Source organism: Acinetobacter sp. YH01011 (assembly GCF_013420785.1).
Classification (GTDB): Bacteria; Pseudomonadota; Gammaproteobacteria; order Pseudomonadales; family Moraxellaceae; genus Acinetobacter; species Acinetobacter towneri.
The window spans coordinates 20,674-47,183 of sequence record NZ_VOYG01000011.1 but is presented as its reverse complement, the minus strand read 5'-3'; the positions used below and the strand labels follow the sequence as shown (position 1 = coordinate 47,183).

30 protein-coding genes are annotated in these 26,510 nt (G+C 40.4%); 26 read left to right on the top strand and 4 right to left on the bottom strand.

The features are described 5' to 3' along the window. Window positions 1–183: 183 nt before the first annotated feature. Complete coding sequence (locus tag FTT78_RS08985) at window positions 184–1,740, bottom strand: PT dipeptide repeat lipoprotein (protein WP_180044053.1); 1,557 nt, start codon at window positions 1,738–1,740, stop codon at window positions 184–186. Between the two features lie 88 nt (window positions 1,741–1,828). After that, a complete protein-coding gene (locus tag FTT78_RS08980; RefSeq protein ID WP_131261492.1) occupies window positions 1,829–2,224 on the bottom strand; it encodes a hypothetical protein in 396 nt (131 codons plus the stop codon). Between the two features lie 257 nt (window positions 2,225–2,481). Here FTT78_RS08980 and FTT78_RS08975 point away from each other — a divergent pair, with 257 nt between their 5' ends. Both FTT78_RS08975 and FTT78_RS08970 read left to right on the top strand, forming a co-directional pair. Further along, on the top strand, window positions 2,482–3,294 hold the full coding sequence (locus FTT78_RS08975) for a DUF6502 family protein (RefSeq protein WP_178867737.1): 813 nt from the start codon (window positions 2,482–2,484) through the stop codon (window positions 3,292–3,294). Next, on the top strand, window positions 3,272–3,925 hold the full coding sequence (locus FTT78_RS08970) for a hypothetical protein (RefSeq protein ID WP_131261490.1): 654 nt from the start codon (window positions 3,272–3,274) through the stop codon (window positions 3,923–3,925). Before FTT78_RS08975 ends, FTT78_RS08970 begins: the two co-directional genes overlap by 23 nt. 113 nt (window positions 3,926–4,038) lie before the next feature. On the opposite strand, the gene FTT78_RS08965 is transcribed toward FTT78_RS08970, so the two are convergent. Then, on the bottom strand, window positions 4,039–5,340 hold the full coding sequence (locus FTT78_RS08965; protein WP_131261489.1) for a peptidylprolyl isomerase: 1,302 nt from the start codon (window positions 5,338–5,340) through the stop codon (window positions 4,039–4,041). Beyond that, entirely contained in the window at window positions 5,340–7,793 is a 2,454-nt protein-coding gene (locus tag FTT78_RS08960; protein ID WP_180044051.1) for an LPS-assembly protein LptD, read from the bottom strand. The genes FTT78_RS08965 and FTT78_RS08960 overlap by 1 nt, the downstream gene beginning before the upstream one ends. 120 nt (window positions 7,794–7,913) lie before the next feature. On the opposite strand from FTT78_RS08960, the gene FTT78_RS08955 reads away from it, so the two are divergent. The 24 genes from FTT78_RS08955 (at window position 7,914) to cmk (ending at window position 26,467) form a co-directional block, all read left to right on the top strand. Then, complete coding sequence (locus FTT78_RS08955; RefSeq protein ID WP_180044049.1) at window positions 7,914–8,927, top strand: aminoglycoside phosphotransferase family protein; 1,014 nt, start codon at window positions 7,914–7,916, stop codon at window positions 8,925–8,927. Then, on the top strand, window positions 8,928–9,617 hold the full coding sequence (gene murU, locus FTT78_RS08950) for an N-acetylmuramate alpha-1-phosphate uridylyltransferase MurU (RefSeq protein ID WP_131261486.1): 690 nt from the start codon (window positions 8,928–8,930) through the stop codon (window positions 9,615–9,617). Window positions 9,618–9,701: 84 nt separating this feature from the next. After that, window positions 9,702–10,334, top strand: a complete 633-nt coding sequence (rsmG, locus tag FTT78_RS08945; protein ID WP_131261485.1) for a 16S rRNA (guanine(527)-N(7))-methyltransferase RsmG — start codon at window positions 9,702–9,704, stop codon at window positions 10,332–10,334. Window positions 10,335–10,356: 22 nt separating this feature from the next. Further along, window positions 10,357–11,139: a ParA family protein gene (locus tag FTT78_RS08940; protein WP_096901175.1), complete on the top strand. Its 783-nt coding sequence runs from the start codon at window positions 10,357–10,359 to the stop codon at window positions 11,137–11,139. Further along, on the top strand, window positions 11,136–12,023 hold the full coding sequence (locus FTT78_RS08935; RefSeq protein ID WP_180044047.1) for a ParB/RepB/Spo0J family partition protein: 888 nt from the start codon (window positions 11,136–11,138) through the stop codon (window positions 12,021–12,023). The genes FTT78_RS08940 and FTT78_RS08935 overlap by 4 nt, the downstream gene beginning before the upstream one ends. Before the next feature lie 31 nt (window positions 12,024–12,054). Continuing rightward, window positions 12,055–12,702: a MotA/TolQ/ExbB proton channel family protein gene (locus FTT78_RS08930; protein ID WP_004976814.1), complete on the top strand. Its 648-nt coding sequence runs from the start codon at window positions 12,055–12,057 to the stop codon at window positions 12,700–12,702. A 9-nt stretch (window positions 12,703–12,711) separates the two neighbouring features. Beyond that, on the top strand, window positions 12,712–13,134 hold the full coding sequence (locus FTT78_RS08925; protein ID WP_004976812.1) for a biopolymer transporter ExbD: 423 nt from the start codon (window positions 12,712–12,714) through the stop codon (window positions 13,132–13,134). Continuing rightward, entirely contained in the window at window positions 13,134–14,861 is a 1,728-nt protein-coding gene (gene msbA, locus FTT78_RS08920) for a lipid A export permease/ATP-binding protein MsbA (RefSeq protein WP_179990134.1), read from the top strand. Before FTT78_RS08925 ends, msbA begins: the two co-directional genes overlap by 1 nt. 3 nt (window positions 14,862–14,864) lie before the next feature. Continuing rightward, complete coding sequence (lpxK, locus tag FTT78_RS08915) at window positions 14,865–15,878, top strand: tetraacyldisaccharide 4'-kinase (protein ID WP_179990275.1); 1,014 nt, start codon at window positions 14,865–14,867, stop codon at window positions 15,876–15,878. Between the two features lie 11 nt (window positions 15,879–15,889). After that, the gene (gene kdsB, locus FTT78_RS08910; RefSeq protein WP_004976805.1) at window positions 15,890–16,651 is read left to right on the top strand and encodes a 3-deoxy-manno-octulosonate cytidylyltransferase; all 762 of its coding nucleotides are present in this window, start codon (window positions 15,890–15,892) and stop codon (window positions 16,649–16,651) included. A gap of 14 nt (window positions 16,652–16,665) precedes the next feature. Further along, window positions 16,666–17,655 (top strand): DNA polymerase III subunit delta' C-terminal domain-containing protein, encoded by a 990-nt coding sequence (locus tag FTT78_RS08905; protein WP_004976804.1) that lies wholly within the window; start codon window positions 16,666–16,668, stop codon window positions 17,653–17,655. 10 nt (window positions 17,656–17,665) lie between these two features. Further along, the gene (locus FTT78_RS08900) at window positions 17,666–18,007 is read left to right on the top strand and encodes a PilZ domain-containing protein (RefSeq protein ID WP_026438361.1); all 342 of its coding nucleotides are present in this window, start codon (window positions 17,666–17,668) and stop codon (window positions 18,005–18,007) included. A 24-nt stretch (window positions 18,008–18,031) separates the two neighbouring features. After that, window positions 18,032–18,805 (top strand): TatD family hydrolase, encoded by a 774-nt coding sequence (locus tag FTT78_RS08895; protein WP_004976800.1) that lies wholly within the window; start codon window positions 18,032–18,034, stop codon window positions 18,803–18,805. Window positions 18,806–18,898: 93 nt separating this feature from the next. Further along, window positions 18,899–19,513: a TetR/AcrR family transcriptional regulator gene (locus tag FTT78_RS08890; RefSeq protein ID WP_004976797.1), complete on the top strand. Its 615-nt coding sequence runs from the start codon at window positions 18,899–18,901 to the stop codon at window positions 19,511–19,513. Between the two features lie 6 nt (window positions 19,514–19,519). After that, on the top strand, window positions 19,520–20,071 hold the full coding sequence (locus FTT78_RS08885) for a prepilin-type N-terminal cleavage/methylation domain-containing protein (protein WP_131261481.1): 552 nt from the start codon (window positions 19,520–19,522) through the stop codon (window positions 20,069–20,071). Continuing rightward, a complete protein-coding gene (gene gspI, locus FTT78_RS08880; RefSeq protein ID WP_004976793.1) occupies window positions 20,061–20,441 on the top strand; it encodes a type II secretion system minor pseudopilin GspI in 381 nt (126 codons plus the stop codon). The genes FTT78_RS08885 and gspI overlap by 11 nt, the downstream gene beginning before the upstream one ends. Beyond that, entirely contained in the window at window positions 20,438–21,061 is a 624-nt protein-coding gene (gspJ, locus tag FTT78_RS08875) for a type II secretion system minor pseudopilin GspJ (protein WP_131261480.1), read from the top strand. The genes gspI and gspJ overlap by 4 nt, the downstream gene beginning before the upstream one ends. A 13-nt stretch (window positions 21,062–21,074) precedes the next feature. Next, on the top strand, window positions 21,075–22,058 hold the full coding sequence (gene gspK, locus FTT78_RS08870) for a type II secretion system minor pseudopilin GspK (RefSeq protein ID WP_180044045.1): 984 nt from the start codon (window positions 21,075–21,077) through the stop codon (window positions 22,056–22,058). Between the two features lie 182 nt (window positions 22,059–22,240). Beyond that, on the top strand, window positions 22,241–22,837 hold the full coding sequence (locus tag FTT78_RS08865; RefSeq protein ID WP_104851897.1) for a 6-carboxytetrahydropterin synthase: 597 nt from the start codon (window positions 22,241–22,243) through the stop codon (window positions 22,835–22,837). Window positions 22,838–22,874: 37 nt separating this feature from the next. Next, complete coding sequence (ung, locus tag FTT78_RS08860) at window positions 22,875–23,588, top strand: uracil-DNA glycosylase (protein ID WP_004976786.1); 714 nt, start codon at window positions 22,875–22,877, stop codon at window positions 23,586–23,588. Continuing rightward, the gene (locus tag FTT78_RS08855) at window positions 23,585–24,706 is read left to right on the top strand and encodes an enoyl-CoA hydratase/isomerase family protein (RefSeq protein ID WP_004976784.1); all 1,122 of its coding nucleotides are present in this window, start codon (window positions 23,585–23,587) and stop codon (window positions 24,704–24,706) included. Before ung ends, FTT78_RS08855 begins: the two co-directional genes overlap by 4 nt. Before the next feature lie 27 nt (window positions 24,707–24,733). Further along, window positions 24,734–25,225, top strand: a complete 492-nt coding sequence (gene tadA / locus FTT78_RS08850) for a tRNA adenosine(34) deaminase TadA (RefSeq protein ID WP_004976782.1) — start codon at window positions 24,734–24,736, stop codon at window positions 25,223–25,225. A gap of 101 nt (window positions 25,226–25,326) precedes the next feature. Next, a complete protein-coding gene (locus FTT78_RS08845; RefSeq protein WP_019836521.1) occupies window positions 25,327–25,758 on the top strand; it encodes an SRPBCC family protein in 432 nt (143 codons plus the stop codon). Window positions 25,759–25,774: 16 nt separating this feature from the next. Continuing rightward, window positions 25,775–26,467, top strand: coding sequence for a (d)CMP kinase (gene cmk / locus FTT78_RS08840; RefSeq protein ID WP_154320795.1), 693 nt, complete (start codon window positions 25,775–25,777; stop codon window positions 26,465–26,467). Window positions 26,468–26,510: the final 43 nt, after the last annotated feature.

The window sequence follows — 26,510 nt, the reverse complement described above, 5'->3', positions numbered from 1 at the left end:
AACCTCATACCTATTTTTTGATTTTGGTCGGGTTGCCACTGATTTGGCAGGGTAATCCTCCCATAAATAAGTGCCCACTAAAATTTAAGTGGACACTATTGGGGCATTGCATTTTAGCGAAAGTGGGGGTTCACTGGATGCTTACTGCTTATAGTCTCTTTATGCAATCGTGCCCATCTAAAATTATTCAATTATTTGAAAATCATTGAGATCTGCCTGAATAGATTTTGGATTATTTGCGTATACAAATTCTGCATTTGTATACAACCAGCCTATTTGACCTTGCTGATTAAAGCGTTTATTCAAATATTTAAGGATAGGAGTATTTGAGAAAATCTCTTCTGAAAATACTTTAAATTCTCCTACATCTAGCTCTTCACTATCTTTCATAAATAATAAGCCATTTTTTTTAGTGGCAGATATATCTAAAGAGCGACTAACTAAACGATACCCATCCTTAGCCTGAGCATTTATCATACTTTGCAATGCTAAAGCACGTTCAAGTCTTGTACTCTCTGTTGGATAATCTTTGTATCGATATGTGTAGGTACCATTATGTTTACTACTATTTATACAAGTTACTATCTTAGGTTGATTTTCTTTATTATCTAAAATTTCTACATGATTTCCTGTAAAGTATTGTTTAAATTGAATAATGCGACAACCTTCTTGACCTAATTTATTAAGTACATTTATTAATTGATTAGTGTCAACAAGTGGGGAAAGATAACCACTATCATAAGTGTATGATGCATTATCATTTTCATTTTTTAAAAAATAGTCTTTAAAATTTAAGTCAGTAGAAGGCCTTACAGAATGAAGAAATTGGTATCCAGATTTTCCATTCTCATTAAGATTACTTAACCATGAAAAATAGATATTGCTAATAGAGCTTGCAGTTCGATCAGACACAATAGCAGAGTAGCGAGTATTCTGATTAGCTAACTTCATATAGCTATTTACAGTTTGATTTCCATACACCTTATTATTGTATGCGACAATTTTATATCCATTTTTCCCCATTTCATTAAGCTGAGATAGGAATGCAGTACTACTGGTTGAATTAACCGCATCTACATTTAAAAAATTTGCTGTTGTAATAAGGGTCTTAGGTTTTTCTGCAGTAAATAATCCGACATTACTTTTTACATAACAGCGATTATCCTTGTAGGGGTTAGATATAGAATTCCTTTCTAACTTAATGTAAGCAGGATTATTACTAGTTGAATTAATAATACAAAATGAGTCATCATTTAAAAAAGTTAAGACTCTATTTTCTTCTGAAGTTGTGCTATATTTTTGATATTTAACAGGATAGTAAAAGAAATTATCATATTTAATACCAGTTTTAATATCTTTTAGTATTAGATCTCCAAGTAATTGATAACGCTTGCTAACCAATTCACCTCCACACATTTTTAATGAAGGATTATATAGAGAATATTGAACACCTTCATTACTGGCTTCTACTGAATTATTCCCAGTTTTAGTAATTTCAATCTGAGCTAAATTACAATCAGAAATACCTAAGTTAGATGAGCCTTGAATCCACTCTCCAGCCAATTTATCCGCTACTGTTGTTGGTGTTGGTGTTGGTGTTGGTGTTGGTGTTGGTGTTGGTGTTGGTGTTGGTGTTGGTGTTGGTGTTTGTGTATTGGAATTATCTGAGCTGTCACTGTTACAACCAACCAAAGCAGTAATTATTACAGTCACAAAGCCACTTTTAATTATCTTGTTCATAATAAGCTACTCACTAGAAATATTTTTCACAGAGATAGCCATCAAAATTCTGATAGCTATGTTATCACTATCGCCCCCATTTTAAGAATTAATGAATTAAATGAGACTCTACCCATCCATTTCCATATTCTGTTGTTACTTCGATTAATCCATTTGAGCTGACATTACCTGCATAAATAATGTCAGAATTTTTAGAAAGCTTAGTTTTTACTTTGCTTGATTTATTAGACGTTTCATAAAGCGGTAAGTTGTTTAGTTTTGGGGTTAATTTTTGTCCTATAGTACGTTCAATATCTTTAGATGTTTCATCATTACCACGAAACTTAGTCATTTCTTTGGCTGTACCTGCTACTTCTTTGGTCGTTTCGTTAATTTGACTTAAGGTTCCTCTTAGATCTCTTAAACTGTCTGCAAAGCCAGCATAAGAAGACGTTGAACTAGCATAAATGGTAAACAGAAGAATCAGGGGTGAAATTTTCATCATACTTACTCCTTAACGATGATTATTTAAATTGAATACTTTGTTTAGGAATGCGAAAAATTCGCATTTTTATGATAGAATATTTAATTAACAGTTGTAAATAGATGAACGTTAAATAGTAAAAAATTAAAAAGTGATATAGTGAGAGCCAGGTTGTGAGTATTTTTATTTCACAAGATATGAAAATTCATCTGATATAATTTGTAAGAGACTAAAAATAGTGAGAAAATTTCAATTGTAATTCTATTGCTGTTGGTGTAATGACTAAACTTCCTACTAATGATGCTGAGTTTAATTTAAAGCAAGTGCTTGCACTCATGGATTATCTTAGCCAATGGTTAATTCGTTCTGGTGTTGGATATACAGAATTTTCAGCTGCTTTAAAACCAATTTTTTATCAACAGGCTCTTCAAGAATTAGAAAGGATTGATCAAAAGCCTACTATTTCTGCTATTAGTTTATTATCTGGTCTACACCGTAAGGATGTCAGTGCATATAAAGAGACAAAGCTGGCGGGTAAGCCTTTGACTGAAGCAAATATCTCTGAACCAATTAGTGTTCCTTCTCGGGTTATAGGTTTGTGGTTAGCAGAAGGCTGGGGAGAATGTTTACCATTCAGTAGTGATGAAGAAAATAATTTCGAAATTCTGGTAAAAAAAGTATCTACTGAACGCCATCCTAGGTCTGTGTTAAATGAGTTGATCCGATTAGGCATAGTACTTGAAAAAGAGGGTAATATTTTCTTGCAAAAAGGACAGTTTATTCCTGATCCTTCTTTACAAGAAGCTCGTAAAATTTTGATTAAAAATTTACAATCCCATCTGGCTGCAGGTTTACATAATTTATTTGAAAATAATCAGACAAACTTTTTAGAACAAGCTGTGTGTGCGGATGGCTTAACAGAAGCATCTGTTCAGTTTTTACGTGATCAAAGTCTAAAATTGTGGCACGAATATTCACTACAACTACTCAAGCTAGCTTCTGAAAAATGTACAGAGGATGAAGGCAAGCTAGATGCTTCTAAAACTTTTATATTTGGGGTTTATCAACATGACCGTGAAGAAAATGGTTAAGCTATTTTGCTTTAATGTTTTATTTTTAACAATGATTGGTTGCGGACAGGATTTTAGTGTAGGGGGAGCTAGTTTAGAAGGTACAGGTAATGGGCTTCCACCTCCACCTGGTCTTGGGAATGCTAACGACAGCAATAGTGATGATGTCTTTAAACAGGATCAATATACGTTAAGACTATCTGGGGCTGCAACTGATTTGTGTGGTCTAGTCGTTCGTGAAATTCAATTTTTGGATTTATATCAAAAAACAGATTTACGTAAAGATGCTTCGTATGATCTAAAAGTTGATAAAGATAAAGGTACTCCTATAGAGATTAAATTATCTTTTCTTAATAATTATTCGGATAAAGTGATATTAGAATATCCTGATTGCAATGTGCCTTTAGATTTTTATAATACTGAAACAAAAGATCAATTATTTCCTGAGATGCAGTGTTCCATTATTAAAAAAGTTGAATTAATGCCAGATGAAGAGCGTATTTTTCAGCTTAAATACAAGTTATTTGAACCTGTAAAAGGAGTATGGCAGTTAAATAATCAAGTCAAAATTACTATCCCATCTGAGCCAGAAGAAGAGTGTGGAGAATTGCAGCTACCATTGGAACTAATAGAAAATAAAAACTTTTCTTGATGAAAGTCGAACGGATGAGGACATAAGTTTGAGCAGATACCCTTGCAAATAAAAAAACCAGTGCGGTGGCACTGGTTTTGATTGTGATCTAAAGCTCTAAAAGCTATATGCGCTTAGGAGTTCTTTTTACGATCTAGGCTTGGGTCTTTGATTTCTACAAAAGCATTGTTGCGTGTTTCACGTAACCAACTGTCCAATTCAGTATCAAACTGGCGTTCACCTAGTATTTGACGTGCCATACGTTCTTGGTATTCACGAGTCATATCTTGCTGGCGTGTATCGGTCACTTGCAGTACATGCCAACCAAACTGGGTTTGGAATGGTGCGCTAATTTCACCTTTTGCAGTATTTTTCATTTGGTTTTCAAATTCAGGTACCATCACCCCAGGATTAACCCAACCCAAGCTACCACCATCACGTGCAGAGCCAGCGTCATTAGAGAACGTCGCTGCTAAGGTTGCAAAGTCTTCACCCGCTTTTAAACGGTTGTGAATACTGTCAATCATGTGTTTCGCATTTTCAGGGCTTACGACTTCACTTGGCTGAATCAAGATATGTCGAGTTTGATATTGTGGAACTAGTGCACGTTGCTCAGTACTTTTGCGCTCCAGTAATTTTACGACATGAATACCATCACGGACTTCAATCAGTTCACTGGTTTGCCCCACATCTAATGGCGTAATACGTGCAGCAAGTTCCGCGGGAATATCGGTCAAGTTACGTAAACCCATGTCTGCAGACTGAACGGTTACACCATTGCCTGTATATTTTTTACTAATGGCTTGAATGTCATTGTTCTGCGCCAATTCAGCTTTGACTTGTTGCGCAACTTGTGCGGCATTTTCTGCTCCAGAAACACGCACATGCAAAATATGGACTTGGTTGCCTAAGGCAGCCTGACCTTGTGGGGTTTTCAGAAAGTTATCAACGTCTTGATCGCTAATTTGAATACGTGACATCACCACTTGCTGACGCAAACGATTCATAGCTAAATCTTCGGCAATACGATTACGTAAAAACGCATAACTGCCAGGAGATGATTTATCTAACTTTTGCTGAAAAGCCTCTAAGCTATTGCTTCCATTTTGCTGTGCAACTTTTAACACAGCTTCATTCAGGGATTTTTCATCAGCTTTAATGTTATAGCGTTTGACTTGTTCTAATTGCGCTTGGCGTACAATCAGTTGTTCTAAAGCTTGTTGTTCTAAAATGTGTTGTGGCGGAACAGGGCGCTTTTGCATTTCAAGTTGTTGTTTGAGTTCAACCACGCTTTGCGCTAAATCACTTTTTAAAATGACACTATTGTCAACTACAGCCACAATTTGATCATTCGCAGCAAATGCAGGCAGCGCTGCTGTCATGCAAAGTGCTAAGGTTGATGCTTTTAAAAATCGTTTTAACTGTTCTGTTTTCATTAACGTTGTGTCCAAGATTGATTAATTTTATTAAAACCTAAAATACGGTTTTCAAGTAAAGATGCAAGTTTATTATTGAAACTGCCTAAACCTTTTAAATTTAACTCTGCCATAATGGCACGTTTGGGTTTAACGCCCGCATCCGTCACATCATCCAAGTCGTTATAGTAAGAGCGTCCATAGACTGAAATGCCCCAACAGCAAGATTCATAATTCACCCCTAGCAAATATTCACGGGCGACGCTATGGTCTAGGTCGTATTGCGCATGACCTAAAATACGCCAGTTGTTGTGAATCGGCTGAATAAACGATGCCACAACTTGATCATAATGGTCTTGGCGGTTTGGAATATAACGACGGTTAATATAGCCAAAGTTATATAAGTTACCCTGATCGCCAGCGTAAAGCAGATTTACATTACGCTGAGCATTGTCGCCATTAGACATCCAAGCAGCATTGGCACCGATGCTGAGGTTTTGGCTTAATTGGCTGGTGAGGCTGACAATTGGACCTGTACGGCTTTGCGTATCAAAATCATCGCTGGTATTTTCTAGTGTGACACGGCGGTCTTCAAAATAGAAACTTTGACCAATGCCTGCCTTAATACGTTCCAAACCAATTTCATCAAACAGGCTGTAGCTTAAGCCTAAAGATAAGAAATTATTATCTTCTAAACGGTCATGTCCATAGAAACGGTTTGGACTGAACAATTGATCATAATTGATTGATGCTGTTGCAGAATCAAAGTTGGGATGGTCATTTTGATTTTTATACGGTGCATAGGCATAGAATGCACGTGGTGTAATCGTTTGTAGGAATCGGCCATCTTTTTCAAAGGTAATCCCTGTGTCCAATGTAAATTGTGGCACAGTGACGGATTCACTCTCACTAGATGAGTTATATTGATTCAACGCATTTCTAGTGTCTTTGTCATAGAAGGTGTTAATGTTGCGTAAAGACACTTCTGGAATAACAAATGACCACGGATTGCGGTAGTTATAACGCACTGCAAAGTCGTTATAAATACGGGTGCCGCTTGGTTCGCCTACATCTAATGCACCAATGTCTTTTTTGAAGTAAGCCGTGTCGTTATTAAACTCGACTTGGAAACCTTGAGGATTACCTGTTTTATAATTCAACAAGAATTGTGGTAAACGTGCATAAGGGCGTTTTTCATAGGCAATAGATTGATCCAGCGTTTGGAAATCTTCAACTTTGAGCTGAGCTTTTAAGCCAGGAATACCATTGCGATAGTTAAGTTCCCAAGCACGACGTAAATTAAGATCGGTTTTGGAGTTAGGGTTATTATTTAAATCGGCAAAGTAATCTTTGTCTGAAGCATAGTTGTATTCAAGATTAGTCGAAAACTGATTGTTAATTTGCCAGTTGTGTAAAAAGTGCAAGTCTTTACGGTCTTGATCATCATATTTGGCATCCGATACTAAATAACCGCCCCAAATTTTACCTGAACCAAAATTTTCAGTTAAATAACGGAATTCACCTTCTAGCATCGCGCCACGATCGGCAATATAACGCGGGCTAACGGTTGCATCAAAATTCGGTGCAAGGTTTAAATACACAGGCACAGACAGCTCGACACCACCATCATTGGTAAAGCCAAAACTAGGCGTCAAAATACCTGTGGTACGGCGGTCATCAATTGGGAAATTGAAGTAGGGTACAGCTAAAACTGGTACATTTTTCACATACAATTTGGTGCCGCGTGTTTCACCGCGTCCCGTTTCCTGATTCAGCTTAATTTCATTGGCTTGAATTTTCCAGGTTGGCGCTTGCTCGGGCGGGCAGGTGCTGTAGGTGGCGTTATTGAGTACCATGGTATTGGTTGAGGTACGTGCAATTTTTTCTGCCATGCCATGAGCATGCTGTTCTTCAGCAATATAAAAACTGTTATTTAAATCGCCTTGCTGAGTTTTAAGGTTGTAGTTAATTTCATCACTTTGCGCAAGTAAACCAGCTTGTGCCATTTGTACACGACCTTCGGCTTTGGCAAAGGTTTGGGTTTGATCAATGGTAATTTTATCGGCGCGAATTTGACGGCCTTGCTGGTCAATCAGGACATTGCCTTCCAAGACGGAATCGCCATTTGGGTCATAGTGACCATAATCGGCAGTAACGGTAGAGGTCGCTTCTGCAGCATCTACGGCAAAGGTGCTTGAGCTGATAGGCGTCAGCCAAGCACCTTTGCAATAAGCCGAGCTGGCTGTGTTACCAAATTGTTGTTGCGCTTCGGGCGTTGCTTTATCAACATAATATTGCTCAAAGAATTGCTGACCTGGGTAAGTCTCTTGAATACTTTGTTTAAGCCGTTGGTTGTCAATATGACTGACCGATGAAGCCTGATCTGCTGTCTGTGCATAACTGGAAACAGAGTGACCACATAACAGAGTTAAGACCGCAGTCGCTAAAGGATTAAATTTAAACTGATGCTTCATTTATCTCATCAACCAAGAATGCTTAATCGCAATTAATTATTGTCGCATCATAGAGAAAAAGCGCAGAAGTAGCTACACTTAGCACTTTAAAAACTCAGCCTGTATTAGAATTTATTGCAAATGAATACACAACGCGAACAATTGATACAAACATGGATAACATCTGTACTTGGTTCAGATCAATTTGAAACTCATTTTTTAGCAGGCGATGCAAGTTTTCGTCGTTACGCACGAATCAAGTTGAATAATAAAACATTTATGCTCATGGATGCACCACCAGAAAAAGAAGATTGTGGTCCTTTTGTGACGATTGATGAATTTTTTGCTGCCCATGGCGTGCGCGTGCCAAAAATTGTAGCTAAAGACCTGACACAAGGCTTTTTGTTGCTTGAAGATTTTGGTGATGTCTTATTATCTACCTTGCTGAATGATCAGACTGTAGATGACTATTATGCGCAGTGTTTTAAACAACTGATTCAATTGCAAGGCATTGATGGTACCGCACATTTCCCTGAATACTCGTATGACAAACTGATCAGTGAAATGGAACTACTCACCGACTGGTTATTGCCTGCCTTACAGATTCAGCCAACGGCTGAAGAAAGTGCATTAATTAAACGTACATTTGCAATTTTGGCCAATGCCGCTTTGGCTCAGCCACAAGTGATTGTGCATCGCGATTTTCATAGTCGTAACTTAATGAAAATTAATGATGATACCGAGCTAGGTGTAATCGATTTTCAGGATGCAGTGATTGGTGCAGACACCTATGACCTGATTTCAATTACGCGTGATGCTTATGTACAGTGGAATGCTGAGCGTGTGTATCGCTGGTTTAAAATGTTTTATGACTTGTTGCCGGCAGCATCTAAGCAAGATCGTAATTTTGAACAATTTAAAAAAGATGCCGATATGATGGCAATTCAGCGTCATATTAAAATTTTAGGCATTTTTGTGCGTCTGTTTGAACGTGATGGTAAGTCGGGTTATCTCAAAGACCTACCTAGAGTAATGTGGTATTTGCTTGAAGAAAGCAAGCCGTATCCTGAATTACAACCATTTATGCAATTCATTCACAATACAGTAATGCCAAAATTTACAGCCAAATATGGTCAGTATGAGGTGGTTGCCTAAATGAAAGCCATGATTCTTGCTGCAGGCATGGGTAATCGTATGCGTCCTTTAACGTTGCATACACCTAAGCCATTATTGGAAGTCGGTGGTAAGCCTTTAATTGTGTGGCACATCGAAAAATTACAAAAGATGGGTGTGCAGGAAATTGTCATTAATACCGCATGGCTAGGTGAAAAACTTGCAGATGCTTTGGGTGATGGTTCGCAATTTGGTGTGAAAATTTTGTGGTCGCATGAAGGCGAAGGCTTAGAAACTGCAGGTGGCATCATCAATGCGTTGCCATTATTGGGCAATGAACCTTTTATATTGGTGAATGGCGATGTTTGGACCACCATGGATTTTGCGCCACTATTAAATGTGCAGCTTCAAGACGACTTGGCACATTTGGTTTTGGTGGAAAACCCTGTGCAGCATCCGCAAGGTGATTTCACTTTGGCTGCAAACAAAGCCTATACTTTTGAGCAAGCACGCTCAGGTGAAAATCTGACTTATAGTGGCGTGGCGGTGATGCATCCGCAAATGTTTAACGGTTTGGAATCGGGCAAACGTCCGCTTGCGCCATTGCTCAAACAAGCCATGCAGCAAGAAAAAATTTCTGCACAGAAATTGCAGGGTGTTTGGGTGGATGTTGGCACTCCTGAACGATTAAATACGCTAGATCAACAAATTCAGCAGGGTGTGTACGCTTAAGTGCATATTCACTAAGCATTCGCCCCTATGACTGCAACTATAAATCGGTATACTTCCATTAACTTTTTCGAGATGTGAATTGTGATGCATTCGTTTTTTCAGGAACTCAAGCAAGGTAGTCAGGCTTTAGGTTTAGAGCTCAGTGATGAGGCTTTAAATTTATTACTCAAATACCAAGATGCTTTGGTGCTATGGAACAAAGCGTACAACCTCACTGCAATTCGTGACCCGAAAGAAATGCTGGTGAAGCATTTGCTAGACAGTCTGAGCATCCTCAAAGATTTGCCTGCAGGTCGTTTACTGGATATTGGTACTGGCGGTGGTATGCCGGGCATGATTATTGCCTTGTGTCAGCCTGAGCGCGATTGCGTGTTATTGGACTCGAATGGTAAAAAGATTCGTTTCTTAAAACAGTTTATTGCCGATTTAAAACTGAAAAACGTCGTGGCAGTTCAGACCCGTGTTGAAAATGAAGACAGCATCCGCGAGTTAGGTCAGTTTGATGTAATTACCAGTCGTGCTTTTGCATCTTTAACTGACTTTGTAGCCGCGTCAAAACCATTTATGCATGAGCAAAGTATTATTGCATCTATGAAAGGTTTGATTCCTGCCGATGAAGTAGAGGCATTGAAAGATGAATTCAGCTGTGAAATTATCGAGCTTAAAGTTCCGCGCTTAGACGAACAACGTCATTTACTTTTATTAAAACGTATCTAATTTTCAAAGGACTGGGGTGATCATGGCACAAATTATTGCGATTGCGAACCAAAAAGGTGGTGTCGGAAAAACCACAACCGCAGTAAATTTGGCAGCATCTTTGGCTGTTTTGAAAAAGCGCATTTTATTGGTCGATATGGACTCACAAGGCAATGCCACCATGGGTTCAGGCATTCAAAAAAATGATTTGCTGTATTCAGTGACCGATGTATTGTTGGGCGAAGTGCCGATTGAAACTGCAATTAGCAAGGCAGAAGTTGGTTATAAAGTTTTGGGTGCCAATCGTGATTTGGCTGGGGTTGAATTGGTGATTGCTGAGCAAGAAGGGCGCGAGTTTATTTTGCGCAATGCCTTGCAAGAAGTTGCCAAAGACTTTGATTATATTATTGTCGATTGTGCGCCAAGTTTAAGCTTAATTACCGTGAATGCTTTGGCAGCAGTGCAAAGTGTGATCATTCCAATGCAGTGTGAATATTACGCACTTGAAGGTTTGGCTGACCTGACGCAAACCATTGACCGTATTCAACAAGCACTCAATCCTGATTTAGAAATTATTGGTGTATTACGCACCATGTATGATGCGCGTAATGCCCTAACCCGTGATGTGTCTGAAGAATTATCACACTATTTTGGTAAAAAATTATACGATACCGTGATTCCGCGTAATGTACGCTTGGCAGAAGCGCCTGCACACGGTTTACCCGTCATTTATTTTGAAAAAAGCTCGAAGGGTGCAGTTGCCTACCTGAATTTAGCAGCTGAAATGTTGAAAAAAAGCAAAGTGAAAAAAGGAAGTAAAGCATGACCACAAAAAAACGCGGATTAGCCAAAGGTCGTGGTTTGGATGCCTTATTGGGGTCAATCCAGAAAGAAAAATTACAACTTGAAGTGCAATCTTTAGATCATGGTCAGCTCAAACAAATTGATGTCAATTTATTAAAACGTGGTGAATATCAACCGCGTCGTTTTATTCAAGAACAAGATTTGCAGGAACTGGCGGCATCTATTGAAAAACATGGTGTAATGCAGCCCATTGTGATTCGTCCGATTGATGACGAACAACATCCTTATGAAATTATTGCAGGTGAACGTCGCTGGCGTGCTGCACAGTTGGCTGGTTTAACTGAAATTCCAGCAATTGTGCGTGATTTGACCGATCAGGTCGCGATTGCTTTGGCATTAATTGAAAACATTCAGCGCCAAGATCTTAATCCGATTGATCAGGCAATGGCGCTGCAACGCTTTCACGATGAGTTTGGCTTGAGTCATCAAGAAATTGCGGAAACAGTAGGTAAAGCGCGTACTACGGTCAGTAATTTATTGCGTTTACTCACTTTGGCTGAGCCTGTTAAAGAGTTGATGCAGCAAGGCTTGCTAGATATGGGTCATGCACGTGCTATTTTAACTTTGAAAGCTAAAGATCAGCTCAAAGTCGCGCAGCATGTAATTGAAAAGAATTTATCGGTACGTCAAACCGAACAGTTGGTACGTGACTTTAATGCGCCAAAACAAGAAAAGCCGAAAACGGCTATTGCGCCTGATATTCAACAACTCACGCAACGTCTTTCTGAGCGTTTTAGTGCAGATGTTAAAATTGATTATAACAAGCAAGGTAAGGGCAAATTGACCATCAGTTATCACTCTCTGGAAGAGCTGGATGGTATTTTAAATATTTGCCTGTCCGATTAATTTTAATTCGTATTTTATTGGGGAAAAGCGAATGTGGGAATTGGTAAAAGCAGGTGGCTGGCTGATGCTGCCGTTGGTATTGTGCTCGGTATTTACCGTTGCAATTACCATTGAGCGTTTTATGCGTTTAAAGAGAGCAGGTATTTTGCCCAATGCGTTGTTGCTCAACCGCGGGCAAAGTTTAGCGACTGTGTTGCAACAACTGAATCAAAGTGCCAACTTAAAAAACAGTACATTAGGCCGTATTTTTGAGGCGGGTGCGCGTAACAAACAACAATCAGAACACTATGCGCGTGCACAAATGGAAGCGACAGCTTCACAAGAAATTGGTTATTTAGAAAAAAATATCAACTTCTTGGGTACGCTCAGTGCAGTTGCGCCATTATTGGGTTTATTGGGTACAGTGCTTGGGATTATTGAATCATTTTTAGTGATTGATGTGGGTGCAAGTAATCCAACCTTAATGATTCCAGGGATTTCTAAAGCCTTAATTACCACTGCTGCAGGTATGTTAATTGCAATTCCAGCCTTATTTGCCTATCGTTATTTTCAGCGTTTGGTGCAAGAATATACTGCTGAGTTAGAGCAGCAAGCGACTTTGTTTCACGCAGGATTATTTCATCAGAGTCAACCTCATCAGCTTGATGCGGATGTGCAAGATGTGAAAAAAGTAAGCTAAGGTGAGTTTATGAAATTCAAACGCTCGCAAGTTGAAGATATTCATATTAACCTGACCCCAATGATTGACTGTTTGCTGTTCATCTTGGTGTTTTTGTTGCTTTCGACCACATTTAACCAATTTAGCCGTATGAATTTAACTTTGCCAGATGCGCAAGGTGTACCACCAAAATCTTATGAACATAAAATTGAAGTGGTGGTAGATTCTTCAGGGCATTATTCTGTCAATGGTCAGGCACTTTCGACTAAGGAAGTGGCAGATTTAAGCACAGCAATTAAACAAATTTCTCAAGATCGACGCGATTTAATGTTTATCATTGCTGCAGATGCCAAAGCCACTCATCAAGATGTGATTCGAGTGATGGATGTCGCAGGACAACTTGGTTTCGTCAACATCAATATCAGTACGAAAGTCCCAACTCGAGGTTATTAGTGAAGAAGGATTTACAGGTCTATCGCCGTCTTCTGAGATATTTGCTCCCATTTTGGGGCTTAGCAATCTTGGTGATTATCGGTTTCGCCATTAATGCAGCCACAGAAGTATCTGTGGCAAAACTCTTGGAAAAAATTATTAATGCCATTCAGGAGCGTGACCAATCTTTCACCACACTATTTCCGCTATTAGTCATTGCACTGATGTTTTTCCGTGGTTTGGGAACTTTTATTGGCGGTTACTATACCGCAGTGATTTCACGTAATTTGGTATTCAATATCCGTCAGGAAGTCTTTGCTAAATTGCTGCGTTTACCTGCACAGTATTACTTAGATAATACCAGTGGGCACATTACTGCCAAAATTATGTATAACGTAGAGCAGTTGACCGCTGCATCTACAGAATCGCTGCGTACATTGGTACAACAGGGTTTGATTACACTCGGCTTGCTCGGCTATTTGCTGTATACCAACTGGCGTTTGACCCTCTGTATTTTGGTATTTGGCCCATTAATTGGCTTGCTGATTCGTAAAGCTGCAAAACGCATGCGTCGTTTATCTATTCAAGTACAAGACACCATGGGGGATGTAAACCACGTGGTGCAAGAAACGGTGAATGGTAATTTGGTCGTCAAAGGTTTTGGTGGTCAGACCTATGAACAAAGCCGATTTAAAGAAAACTCTTTAGAAAACCTGCGTCGTGGTTTAAAGATGGTGGCAGTGCAGCAATTGAACAGCCCTGTGGTGCAGTTCATTATGTCCATTGCTTTGGCAATTATTATCTGGATTGCCTTACGCCCAGAAATTCTACGTGATATTTCAGCAGGCGAGTTTGTAGCCTACATTACTGCCGCAGGTATGTTGAGCAAACCAATTAAAGCCCTTACCGATATTAATGAAAAATTACAACGCGGCTTGGCAGCAGCACATTCAGTCTTTGAATTGCTCGATATGCCTGAAGAAGACAATCACGGGACGCTTACACCAGACCTAAAAGGCAATTTGCAATTTAAAAATGTGAATTTGGTGTATTCCGATGGACACCATGCCATTCATGATTTCAATCTAGATGTCAAAGCAGGCGAGACAGTGGCTTTGGTCGGTCGTTCAGGTGCGGGTAAAACCTCATTGGTCAATCTGTTGGTACGTTTTCAGGAAGTATCTTCAGGGCAAATTTTGTTTGATCAGCATGATATTCGTGACATTGAGCTGAATAGCCTGCGTTCACAAATTGCTATGGTCAATCAGCAAGTGGTATTGTTTAACCGTACGGTGCGTGAAAATATTGCCTATGGTCAGCTTGAAGGTGCGAGTGATGAAGCAGTGATTGCTGCAGCCAAAGCGGCTTATGCACATGACTTTATTATGGCTTTACCGCAAGGCTACGACACAGCATTAGGTGCGCAAGGTTTGAATTTGTCGGGTGGTCAGCGACAGCGTATTGCCATTGCACGTGCAATCTTGAAAAATGCACCGATTTTAATTTTAGATGAAGCCACCAGTGCTTTAGACAATGAATCTGAATACTTTATTCAACGTGCATTTGATGCGGCCATGCAAGACCGTACCACCATTGTCATTGCACACCGTTTATCTACCATTGAAAATGCTGACCGTATTGTGGTGATGGATCAGGGGCGTATTTTAGAACAAGGAACTCATCAGGAACTCATAGCGCAAAAAGGCGCGTACTTTCAGTTGCATCAACGTAACTTCGAGGAACATTAACTCATGGCTTTGGCACAATTTATTCAGGACGCTTGGCAGCAACAGGCCAAATGGCTGGTTGTGCTTAGACCCTTGTCTTTATTGTACCGTGGTGTGAGTTTGCTCAATCAAAATTTATATCGTTCAGGTATTAAAACCGCTTATACCGCGCCCGTACCTGTGATGGTGATTGGCAATATTACTGTGGGTGGCAGCGGCAAAACCCCTTTGCTGATTCACTTGGTCAAATATCTACAAAGTTTAGATGTTCGTGTTGGCGTGATTAGCCGTGGTTATGGCGGAAAAGGCCCATTTCCAGCCTATGTCAGCATTGACGCTAATGTTGACGTAGTGGGCGATGAACCGACTTTGATTGTGCAATCTACAGGCGTACCGATGGCTGTGGGGCCAAATCGTCAAAAAAGTATTGAATTGTTACTTGCACAGCATGAATTGGATTTAATTATTAGTGATGATGGTTTGCAGCATTTGGCTTTAAACCGTCAATTGGAATGGATTGTTTTAGATAATAATCGTGGTTTGGGTAACGAGAAAATATTGCCCGAAGGTTATTTGCGTGAACCAAAATCTCGATTAGAGCATGCCACGGTGATTGAACATGCAGCGCAACCGAGTTCTGAATTAAATATGCATTTGGCCGTTGCAGCGCCATACTTATTGCATCCCGCACAAGAATTAATTTTTGATCCGACCCAAAATTTTTATGCTGTCGTGGGCATTGGCTTTCCTGAGCGGTTTTATAAAACTTTAGAGTCGATGGGTGTGACCCAATTTCAATGCCATGAGTTTCCAGACCACCATGACTATGAAATTACCGATTTGCAGTTTGAAGATTCGCAACCGATTATTACCACAGAAAAAGATGCAGTAAAGTTATTGCCTCTGTTAAAACAATATCCAGATTTTCAGCGTGAAATTTGGGTTGTACCTGTAGATGCAGTATTGTCATCGGCCTGCTATGTCACCTTACATCAACAATTGAAACAATTGGGTTTAAACCTGCCTGAAAGACCATGATAAGGAAAATTATGAAGCACATTGTTATCCCTGCACGTTATGCTAGTTCACGCCTGCCAGGCAAACCTTTACTGGAAATTCATGGTCGTGCCATGATTTTACGTGTGGTTGATCAGGCAAAAAAAGTGGCAGGTTTTGATGACTTGTGTGTGGCGACCGATGATGCTCGTATTGCAGAATTATGCCGTGCCGAAGGTGTAGATGTAGTGCTGACTTCGGCAGACCATCCATCAGGTACAGATCGTTTAAGTGAAGTGGCGCGCATTAAAGGTTGGGATAAAAACGATATTATCGTCAATGTGCAGGGCGATGAGCCACTTTTGCCTGCGCAATTGGTGCAACAAGTGGCGCAGTTGTTAGAAGCTCAACCTGAATGCTCGATGTCTACGCTATGTGAGCCGATTCAGCAACTAGATGAATTTACTCGCGACAGCATTGTTAAAGTGGTCATGTCTAAACACAATCAGGCTTTGTATTTTAGCCGTGCCACGATTCCTTATGACCGCGATGGTGCGAAAGCAGCGACACCACAATTGCATGCACATGCGTATCGCCATTTAGGTTTGTATGCGTACCGTGTGGAATTGCTGCAAGAATATGTGACTTGGGAAATGGGAACATTGGAAAAGCTGGAAAGCCTAGAGCAATTGCGTGTCTTGGAAAATGGACATCGTATTGCCATTGCAGTTGCAGAAGCCAATTTACCACCGGGTGTAGATACCCAAGCAGACTTAGACCGTTTAAATGCAATGGATATTGCCCATTTTGAGTAAGTGAATCACCGACCATGCAACGTGATGTAATTGGACAAGTATATCCTTGGCAGCAACAAGTTTGGGAAAACCTGACAGGGCGATTTCCCAAAATGGGGCATGGTTTATTGTTTTTTGGCAAACAGGGTTGTGGTAAAGAAGCCTTTGCACAGCAATTTGTGGCTTGGATTTTATGCCAACAGCGTGATGTGCAGTCACAGCCTTGTGGTGAATGTAGCAGTTGTCAGTGGTTAAAATCAGATACACATCCGAATTATGTCTATATCAGCACCGATGAAGAGAATAAAAAGCAAAACGCGAAAATTAAGATCGAGAAGATCCGTGATTTATTACCTTTTGTCCAGCAAACGGTAGATGGCTGGCGGGTGATTGTGATTGAACCTGCTGAAGCCTTAAATATTGCATCTTCCAATGCGTTGCTGAAAACCCTCGAAGAACCGGGTGATCGCATCGTGATTATTTTGCTGGCAGATCATTATCTTAAATTACCTGCAACCATTCGTAGCCGTTTGCAGCATTTTGCTTTAGACCGTATTGATGCTGCACAGGCTACGGCATATTTGCAGCAGCATTTGCCCGATTTAGATGCGAACAAACAGCAATTGTTGATGAATTTGTCTAATCAAATGCCATTGCAGGCTTTGCAGTTGGCACAGGCAGAATGGCTGGAACAGCGTACAGATTTTCTGAAAGACTGGTATAAACTGGTGACGCAAAAAAATATGCCGATGGCAATCGCAACCAAGTGGAACAAGGCGCTGAGCTTTACTGATTTTAGTCAGATGTTTGAATACTTGTTGTGTGATTTAATTTGTGTCAAGCTAAATCAAAGCATTAAAAATTTGGATTTAAGCACCGCTTTGCAGCATTTGGCTGAACAATATGACTTAGAAAGTCTGTTTGGTTTATATGCAGAATTACAGCAAGCCAAGCCAATGCTTGAGCAAAACGTGCAAAGTAATCTAGTGCTTGATCAATTATGTATTAAGTTGATGAATATTTAAGGGGAACATGATGCAACCACGTATGGGCGGTATTATTCAGGCCAATATTCCTGATGTCGAAACGCTATATTTAAGTTATATGCCATACGTTGTGGGCGGTGGCTTATTTGTACCCTCAAAACAACCTGTAAAAATGGGTGAAGAAATCTTCGTGCTTGCAACTTTGCCTGAACAATCACAAAAAATTCCACTTACAGGAAAAGTCATCTGGATTTCGCAAAAGCAAAATGGCATTAAATTGCAGGGCTTTGGCATTCAACTGAGCGGTGAAAAAGGCGTTTATTACAAATCTGAAGCCGAAAGAATCCTTGCGGGGCTTAAGTCTGACAACCGTAACAGTTACACTATGTAGGTTGTTTGCTTTTAGGAAAAAATCGTGTTTGTAGATACACATTGTCATTTAACGATGCTGGATTTAAGCCCTTATGATGGTGACTTAGACGCAGCAATTGCTCAGGCACGCCTAGCGGGGGTGTCTAAAATTATGGGTATCTCTGTCGATTTAGACGATCATATTGCATTGTCAAAAATTGCAGCACGTCATGCCGATGTCGGTTATAGCGTGGGTGTGCATCCTTGTGAAAACGCTGAAAATATGGCACGCGCCACCACCGAGCAACTGATTGCTTTGGCACAAGCAGACAAAGTCTGGGCTTTGGGCGAAACAGGTCTAGATTATTTTCACAGTACCGATTTTGTCGCAGAGCAAAAAGCCTGTTTTGCACGGCATATTCATGCGTCACAAGCTGTAAAAAAACCTGTGGTGGTACATACCCGTGCTGCTAAGCAAGATACGGTAGATATTATCCGTGCAGAAAAATCGACACATGGTGTATTACATTGCTTTACTGAAGACTGGGCAACCGCCAAAGCGGTGTTAGATTGCGGTTATTATGTGTCGTTTTCAGGCATTGTTTCCTTTAAAAATGCACAAGATTTACGTGATGTGGCTAAGCAAGTACCTTTAGACCGTGTCTTAATTGAAACTGATAGTCCATATTTGGCACCTGTGCCATATCGCGGTAAGACAAATGAGCCAAAATACGTTCCGTATGTAGCCAAAGCCCTAAGTGATGTATATGATAAGTCCTTAGAGGAAATGGCTTTCATAACAACACAAAACTTTGAAAACCTGCTCAAAGGACATTAATTTGCATAGTGGAATGATGCAAAAATTTAATGTTCTGGTGATATTAAAAATTTCCATTGATTGAATAGTGAAAAGAGAGTTTATCGGGTGAAGATGGATCGTCAGGCTCAGTTTCGAGCAAGAGAAACGTTAATTTTCCAAGTGGCAGAGCAGTTGCTTTTGGAAAATGGTGAAGCAGGAATGACCCTTGATGCTTTGGCAGCAGAACTGGATTTGGCCAAAGGTACTCTATATAAACACTTTCAAAGTAAAGATGAACTATATATGTTGCTTATTATTCGTAATGAGCGCATGTTGCTAGAAATGATTAAAGATGCGGAAAAACAGTTTCCTGAACATCTAGCATTTTTTATGCTGCATCACTTACATCATCCTGAACGTACTGTGCTTTTTCATCAAATTGAAGAACGCCTTTCTACAACGGGTGTTGGCATTGGCTTGTTGTTTAGTGAACTATATCAGGTTCGTAAAAGCCGATTACGCATCATTATCCGTATGACTGAACAATATTTGGAATCTATTAATAGTCACATGGAAGTGCGTGATTATCTGGCTTCAATTTGGGCACTTACGCATGGTGCGGCAGCCATTTTAAACTCAAGTTTCTATCAGCGTTATTTAGGTTCCCGGGATACTTTACGTGTGGCCTATATCGATCAAGCGTTGGCGATGCCCAAACAAGCACAATCTTTCGAGCAATTGAATTAATACGCTATGAACACACCACTATCTTCGGTTCGCGGTTTTACGCTCATTGAATTGATGGTGGTGATAGTCATTATGGCGATTATGGCATCGCTGGTTTTAATGAATATCGGTGGTGTTGATCAGCGTAAAGCCATGCAGGCGCGGGAAGTGTTTTTATTGGATTTGCGTAAACTGAATCGTGAAGCCAATGATCAAGCGCGTATTTTTGCACTCAATTTGCATCAAGCAACCGATGTTTCACCTGCGCGATATGATGTACTGGAATATCAGCCTTATGCTTCAGAACAACAATTAACCCTGCAAAATAATCAAAAATGGCAAAACTATGGCGAATTTAAAAGCAGAACGTTGCCTGAACAAGTTTCTATCCAAATTTTATCTTTAGAACAAAGCTATCCGAATGCTAACAATAGTGAGTTGCTGCAAGGTAATGCACCCGCACTGATTTGGCTGGGCAATGGTGAAGCCAAACCTGTGCGTATTCAGTTCTATTTAGAACAGCGTCCTGTAGGTGCGGAAATAGAGGTCGATCATTTAGGAAAAATCCATGAAAGCTAAAGGATTTACACTACTTGAAGTTATGGTGGCTTTGGCAATTTTTGCAACAGCAGCTATGGCAATGACCAAAGTGGCGATGCAATATACCCAATCCACCGCCAATGCAATTTTAAGAACCAAAGCACAATTTGTGGCTTTGAATGAAGTGGCATTGATGGAAATGAATCGGCAATGGTTAAGTGGAACAGAGTCAAAGCAAGTGACACAACAGGGCGAAACATGGCAAATTGACAAGTCCACACAGCCAACCATTAGCCCGAATGTGCAACGTGTCGATCTTCAAATCAGTTTATATAATCAAGACACAGGACAAGTTGAAGCAGGAGTGACTTCTTTGGTGTTTTTTAATGCCCGTGAGCAGCAATCATGAGTACAAAGAAAGGCTTCACTTTAGTTGAGTTGCTAGTCGCTATTGCAATTTTTGCAGTGCTGTCTGCTTTGGGTTGGAAAGTATTTGATTATCTCGCCAAAGTCAAAGATCGCAATGCGATGCATGAAGCCAATCTAGAACAGTTGCAAGAAAGCTATCAACAAATATTACGTGACACGATGCAGGCTGTTCCATTAACGGCCAATGTCAAAGGGCAGCAACAACCTGCTTTGGTTTTACAAAATGGACGTTTTAATTTCAGTAAAACAGGGGTGACCGATCCTTTGCAGCAGAGTATTTCACCCCATGAGCGTGTTGAATATCAATATCGTGCCGATGAAAAAAAATTGTATCGTTTAAAATATCGTAATTTGCATCAAACGGGCAATGATCAGCCTGAGTCGAGCGTGATGTTGGATGAAGTCGAAGCCTTTGAGATTATGGTTTTGAATCCAAATGAATTGAGCAGTTGGCCTGAAAGCAGTGTCGATTCGCAGCAAACTGAACAATTAAGGCTACTCCCGAAAGGAATAAAAATAAATTTAACCGTGCGTGACGTGCAATACGAATGGATATTTAGCTTATTGCAGACTGATTTTTTAAAGAAGAAAGACAATTAAAGGCACAGTGGCAATGTATTCAAAATCGACTCAGCGCTTAGGTAGCATCATCAAATTACAACAAGGCATCGCCTTGATTACGATTTTGATGTTGGTTGCCTTAGCTACGATTTTGGCAGCGACCATTGCCAAGCGGCAAATGTACACCAGTGAAAATACCGCCTATTTGATGCGTCAAAATCAGGCATTGTTATATGCCAAAAGTGCTGAAGTATTTTTTGCAGAATTACTGCAAGATGATGCTGAAAATGCAGGCCAAGTTGATCACTTACAAGAGAACTGGGCAAAACCGATGCCGCCATTTCCAGTCGAAGATGGTTATGTATCGGGCGTGCTGCAAGATGAGTCAGGGAAATTTAATTTAAATAGTTTGCTGACAACCGAAGATCAAGTAAACGAAAAAGCAAAAAAATATTTTGAAAAATTATTGCAGCGTGTTGGGCTACCTGCGCAATTAAGTGAAGCTGTGATTGATTGGCAAGATGCAGATGATGAACCGAGTGGTGCTATGGGTGCAGAGTCGAGTTATTACCAAGGTTTGCCAATTCCTTATTTACCGCCCAATAGCTTGTTTCATAGTGCGGAAGAATTAAAACAAGTCCGTGGTTTTGAAGGTGCGAAGTATCAGCAAATTGCACCTTATGTGAGTGCCTTGCCAAAACGAGATACCACTATCAATATTAATACCGCACCTGCTTTAGTTTTGGCGAGCTTTGATGAAAAATTGGATGTGGTTGCTGTGCAAAATCTACTTGATCGTCGTAATGCCAATTTAGAGCACTTTAGCAATGTAAATGCTTTGTGGGAGTTAGATGGCTTTCAAGCTGTCGATAGCGCGATACGCAATGAATTTACAAGTTTATTGGGTGTGCAATCCCATTATTTTAAAGCCAAAATTGAAGTGGTATTGGGCGAGCGCAAACGTCAATTTAGCAGTGATTTGGTGCGTAGCGAAAAATCTGTCAATGTCAGTGGGCGAAGTCTGGCGCCATTTTAAGTATTAGCATTAACCTTGACTTAGTTGCTGTTATTCGGATGCAAATGCATTGCATATCTGTACTGAAACTGATCATTACGATTTTTGTCTGGCAATCTGCGGGCTAAAATTGGCTTATTGTTCACGTTTTGCATTATAATTAAAAAGAATATCCCCCAAATATTTTGATGACGTTAAGACCCATGTTAATTCGAAAGTTATTTAAGTTTGAAAATGCGCATATTGTGCGTAATTGCACTTCAGACCGCTGTAAGCGCTCGATTCATGGTCATAGCTATAAAGTAGAATTATTACTGAAAGCTTCAAAACTTGATCATGGACAAATGGTGTATGACTTTGGTTTGCTTAAAGGTGTAATCAAAGAATTATTTGATGCCTTCGATCATGCCATTTGTTTTTGGGAGCAGGATGACCCTGCATATATTCAAGCCTGCAAAACGTTCAGCGCACGTTGGGTATCTTTACCAGTATCGCCATCAGCAGAGCAGTTTTCACGTATTTTCTTTTATTTGGCACAACAAGTTTTGGCATCAACCATCACACAAAATGGGGAAGGTGATGTAGAAGTCTATTCTGTGATTGTACATGAAACTGATACAGGCTATGCACAAAGCTTTTTGGAAGATATTGAAAATGCGCAGATGGGATTGCTAAGTCTGGATCAAATTCATTTCTCTGAGCAAGTACAGACAGAATGGTCAGACCCACAAATGTATGAAAAATTAAAACAGGGGATGACATTCCAAAACCCGAATGTCGAGTTACAAGTTAAACTTTAAATCACATCATTAGACATCAACAAGGATTGATAGCGGTATGTCTTTTACTGAGCAGCAATATGCGAGCTTAAATAAAGTTCAGTTAGATGAGAGTTGGAAATACAATCTAGCTGAATTTTTATTGAGTCCACAAATGGATGCGCTACGCGATTTTTTGTTGCAGGAAAAACAACAGAATAAGGTGATTTATCCACCAAGTTCACTGATATTTAATGCTCTAAATACCACGCCTTTAAATCAGGTGAAAGTCGTGATTATTGGGCAAGACCCTTATCATGGACCTAATCAGGCACATGGACTTAGTTTTTCTGTACAAAGAGGGGTTGCATTGCCACCATCTTTGCGTAATATTTTCCATGAGTTACATACAGATTTAGGTGTGCCTATTCCAAGACACGGTGATTTAACCCATTGGGCAGAGCAAGGGGTATTGCTGCTCAACAGCGTGTTAACGGTAGAAGCAGGACAACCAACCTCGCACCAAAAGCAGGGTTGGGAAGATTTTACAGATCATGTGATTGATGTGTTAAATCAACAACGTGAGCATATTGTGTTTATTTTGTGGGGCGCGTATGCACAACGTAAAGGACAACGTATAGATCCAAATAAACATCTGATTTTGAAGGCAGCGCATCCATCCCCATTGGCAGCAAACCGCGGTGGTTTTTTTGGATGTAAAGTATTTTCAAAATCAAATAATTATCTTAAACAAAATGGCATTGAGCCTATAGACTGGCAGCTGGACGCATGACACATTCTCCCATTTCTAAAGAATATCATCCGGATTTAATTGTCGAAGAAGCAAATAACGGTTGGCGCATTGTACGTTTGAATCGCCCAAAATCTTTGCATGCTTTAGATGAATCTATTGTTTCTGCATTATTGGCAGTATTTGAAGACTTTCATACCGATGATAGCGTAAAAGCAATTTGGCTAGATTCGACCACACCAAAAGCATTTTGTGCAGGCGGTGATGTGCGTAAATTACGTCAGCTTGTCATTAATGATGAGGTTGCAACTGCCAATAAATTCTTTGAGCAAGAATATGCGTTGGACTTGTTGCTACATAACTATGCCAAGCCTGTTTTAGTGTGGGGTGAAGGTTATGTCATGGGTGGTGGCTTAGGTCTATTTATGGCTGCACCATTCCGTTTGGTGACACCGTATTCACGTTTAGCTATGCCAGAAATTAACATTGGTTTATACCCAGATGTAGGGGCAACTCGTTTCTTGGCTGACCGTGGTGCGATTGGCTTGTTCACAGGTTTAACGGGTTCAATTATGACTGCTGCAGGTGCGTATGGTATTGGTTGGGCAACCCATATTTGTGATGCACAACGCGCTTCTGTATTAGAAAAAGTCATTAATATTGACTGGAATCATTACCCTGCAGGTGACTTCCGTGCCATTGATGATACCTTGAACAGCATGCACCGTCCTGTAGGGCCTGGGCCGCTACAGAATTCTTTGGATGTGATTCAAAGCGTGTGCCGTGGTGTGAGTTTTGAAAGTGATTATGAATCCATCATTGGTCTAAGCGATGCACGTAGCGATTGGTTACGTCAAGCCAGTGAAAACTTGCAAAAAGGTTCACCAACCACAGCAGCTTTAACGTGGTTACTATGGCAATGGGGTAAGAAGGTTCACGCTTGGAATGAAGTGTTTGAACTGGAAACGCAAATTTCAGACTGGAAAATTCGCCACGCAGATTTTGTCGAAGGTGTGCGCGCACGTTTGGTCGATAAAGACCTTGCACCAGCTTGGCAGCAAAATGGGCCAGTGCAGCTCAAAACCATTTTTGCAGACAATCCACCTGTGACGAGCATTGAAAGCTGGAATGAGTTATTGAAACAATACGAGATTATTTAATTCGTATTGATTTTTACTCATATTTAAATGTCAGAACAGAACTATAGTGATGAAGACTGGATGCAGCTTGCCTATGCGCAGGCTGCTTTGGCTGCAGCACAGGGGGAAATTCCTGTGGGGGCTGTCATCGTTAGTCAAAATCAAGTGATTGGCGCGGGTTATAACGCGCCTATTTCCTTACACGACGCAACCGCACATGCCGAAATTGTGGCAATCCGTGCAGCATGTGATCATATTCAAAATTATCGTTTGCCTGAAGATGCCACGCTTTATGTCACACTGGAGCCTTGTACCATGTGTGTGGGTGCGCTCATTCATGCGCGAATCAAACGTGTGGTATTTGGAGCAACTGAACCCAAAGCCGGCTCATTGATCAGTGCTAGAAAGCTTTTAGAGTCAGGCTATTACAATCATATTTTTGAGTATCAATCAGGTTGTTTAGAGCAGCAATGTTCAGCCCAGTTGAGTGATTTTTTTAAGATGCGCCGTGCGCAAAAGAAACAACAAAAGCAGCAATAGTTGATAAATGACCTCCATGATCAAAACCAGTTCTGAGTTTTAGGCTTGATTTGCGTTAAACTAAATCAAACACAACATAGCATTCATCATCAGGGCAAACCATGCACGCTATTCAAATTAAAAAAGAATTTAATGCGCCAGTTGCGCAAGTATTTGAATTACTTTCTAAACATGCAACTTATAATATTGCGTTTGCACCAATGCAAGTGGTGCGCATTAAAGACTCTGCTGACCCTGAACGTCCAGATGGTGTAGGTTCGGTGCGTCGTATGGGGATTGGGCCAATTAAACCTTTGCAAGAGCAAATTACCGTGCTTGAACCGAATCAGCGGATTGAATATAAAATCATTAAAAATCCATTGATCAAACATCATTTGGGTACCATTGAATTTCAGCAAGTGGCAGATCACAAAACCTTGGTCACGTATAGCATTGAGCTACAAGCGCGAGTTCCGTTTGTGAGCAAAGCTATTCTTGCGCAGTTGAAAACTGCAATTAAAATTGGTTTATCCAAACTAGCAAAATCTCTCTAATCATTTCGGAAACAGCATGACGGTTCAAATTATTACCATTGATGGCCCTAGCGGTTCAGGTAAAGGCACACTCGCGGCAAAATTGGCAGCATATTATCAGTTTCATTTACTCGACTCTGGTGCGTTGTATCGTTTGTTGGGTTTGGCGTTACATAAGCAGAATTTGCTAGATCAACTTGATACTGAACTGAGTCAATGCGTTGCCATTGCAACACAGCTCAATATTCAATTTGTGACCCAGCCAGATGGCACACAAGTGTTGCTTGATGGTGAAGATGTCACGCAAACCATACGTACCGAACGTGTGGGGGAATATGCCTCAAAAGTTGCGGCAGTACCTGAATTGCGCACAGCATTACTTGCACGTCAGCATGCCTTTGCCCAAGCACCAGGCTTGGTTGCAGATGGACGCGATATGGCGACCAGTATTTTCCCAAATGCGCAGGCTAAAATTTATTTAACTGCTTCGGCAGAGTCACGTGCACAAAGACGAGTAAAACAGTTGCAGGGTATGGGGCTGGATGCTAAAATAAGCGACATTTTAGCGAATATACAGGCTCGCGACAAACGAGACATGGAGCGCACAGTTGCTCCGCTCAAGCCCGCAGAAGATGCTTACATCATTGATAGTTCTGAGTTGAACATTGATGAAGTGTTTGCATTAATGACGGCTTATGTCGATCAGAAGCTTGCTATTTGCCGCGCTTAACCGCGTGAAATAAACCTATTCAGCGAACGCATAGCTTGATCAG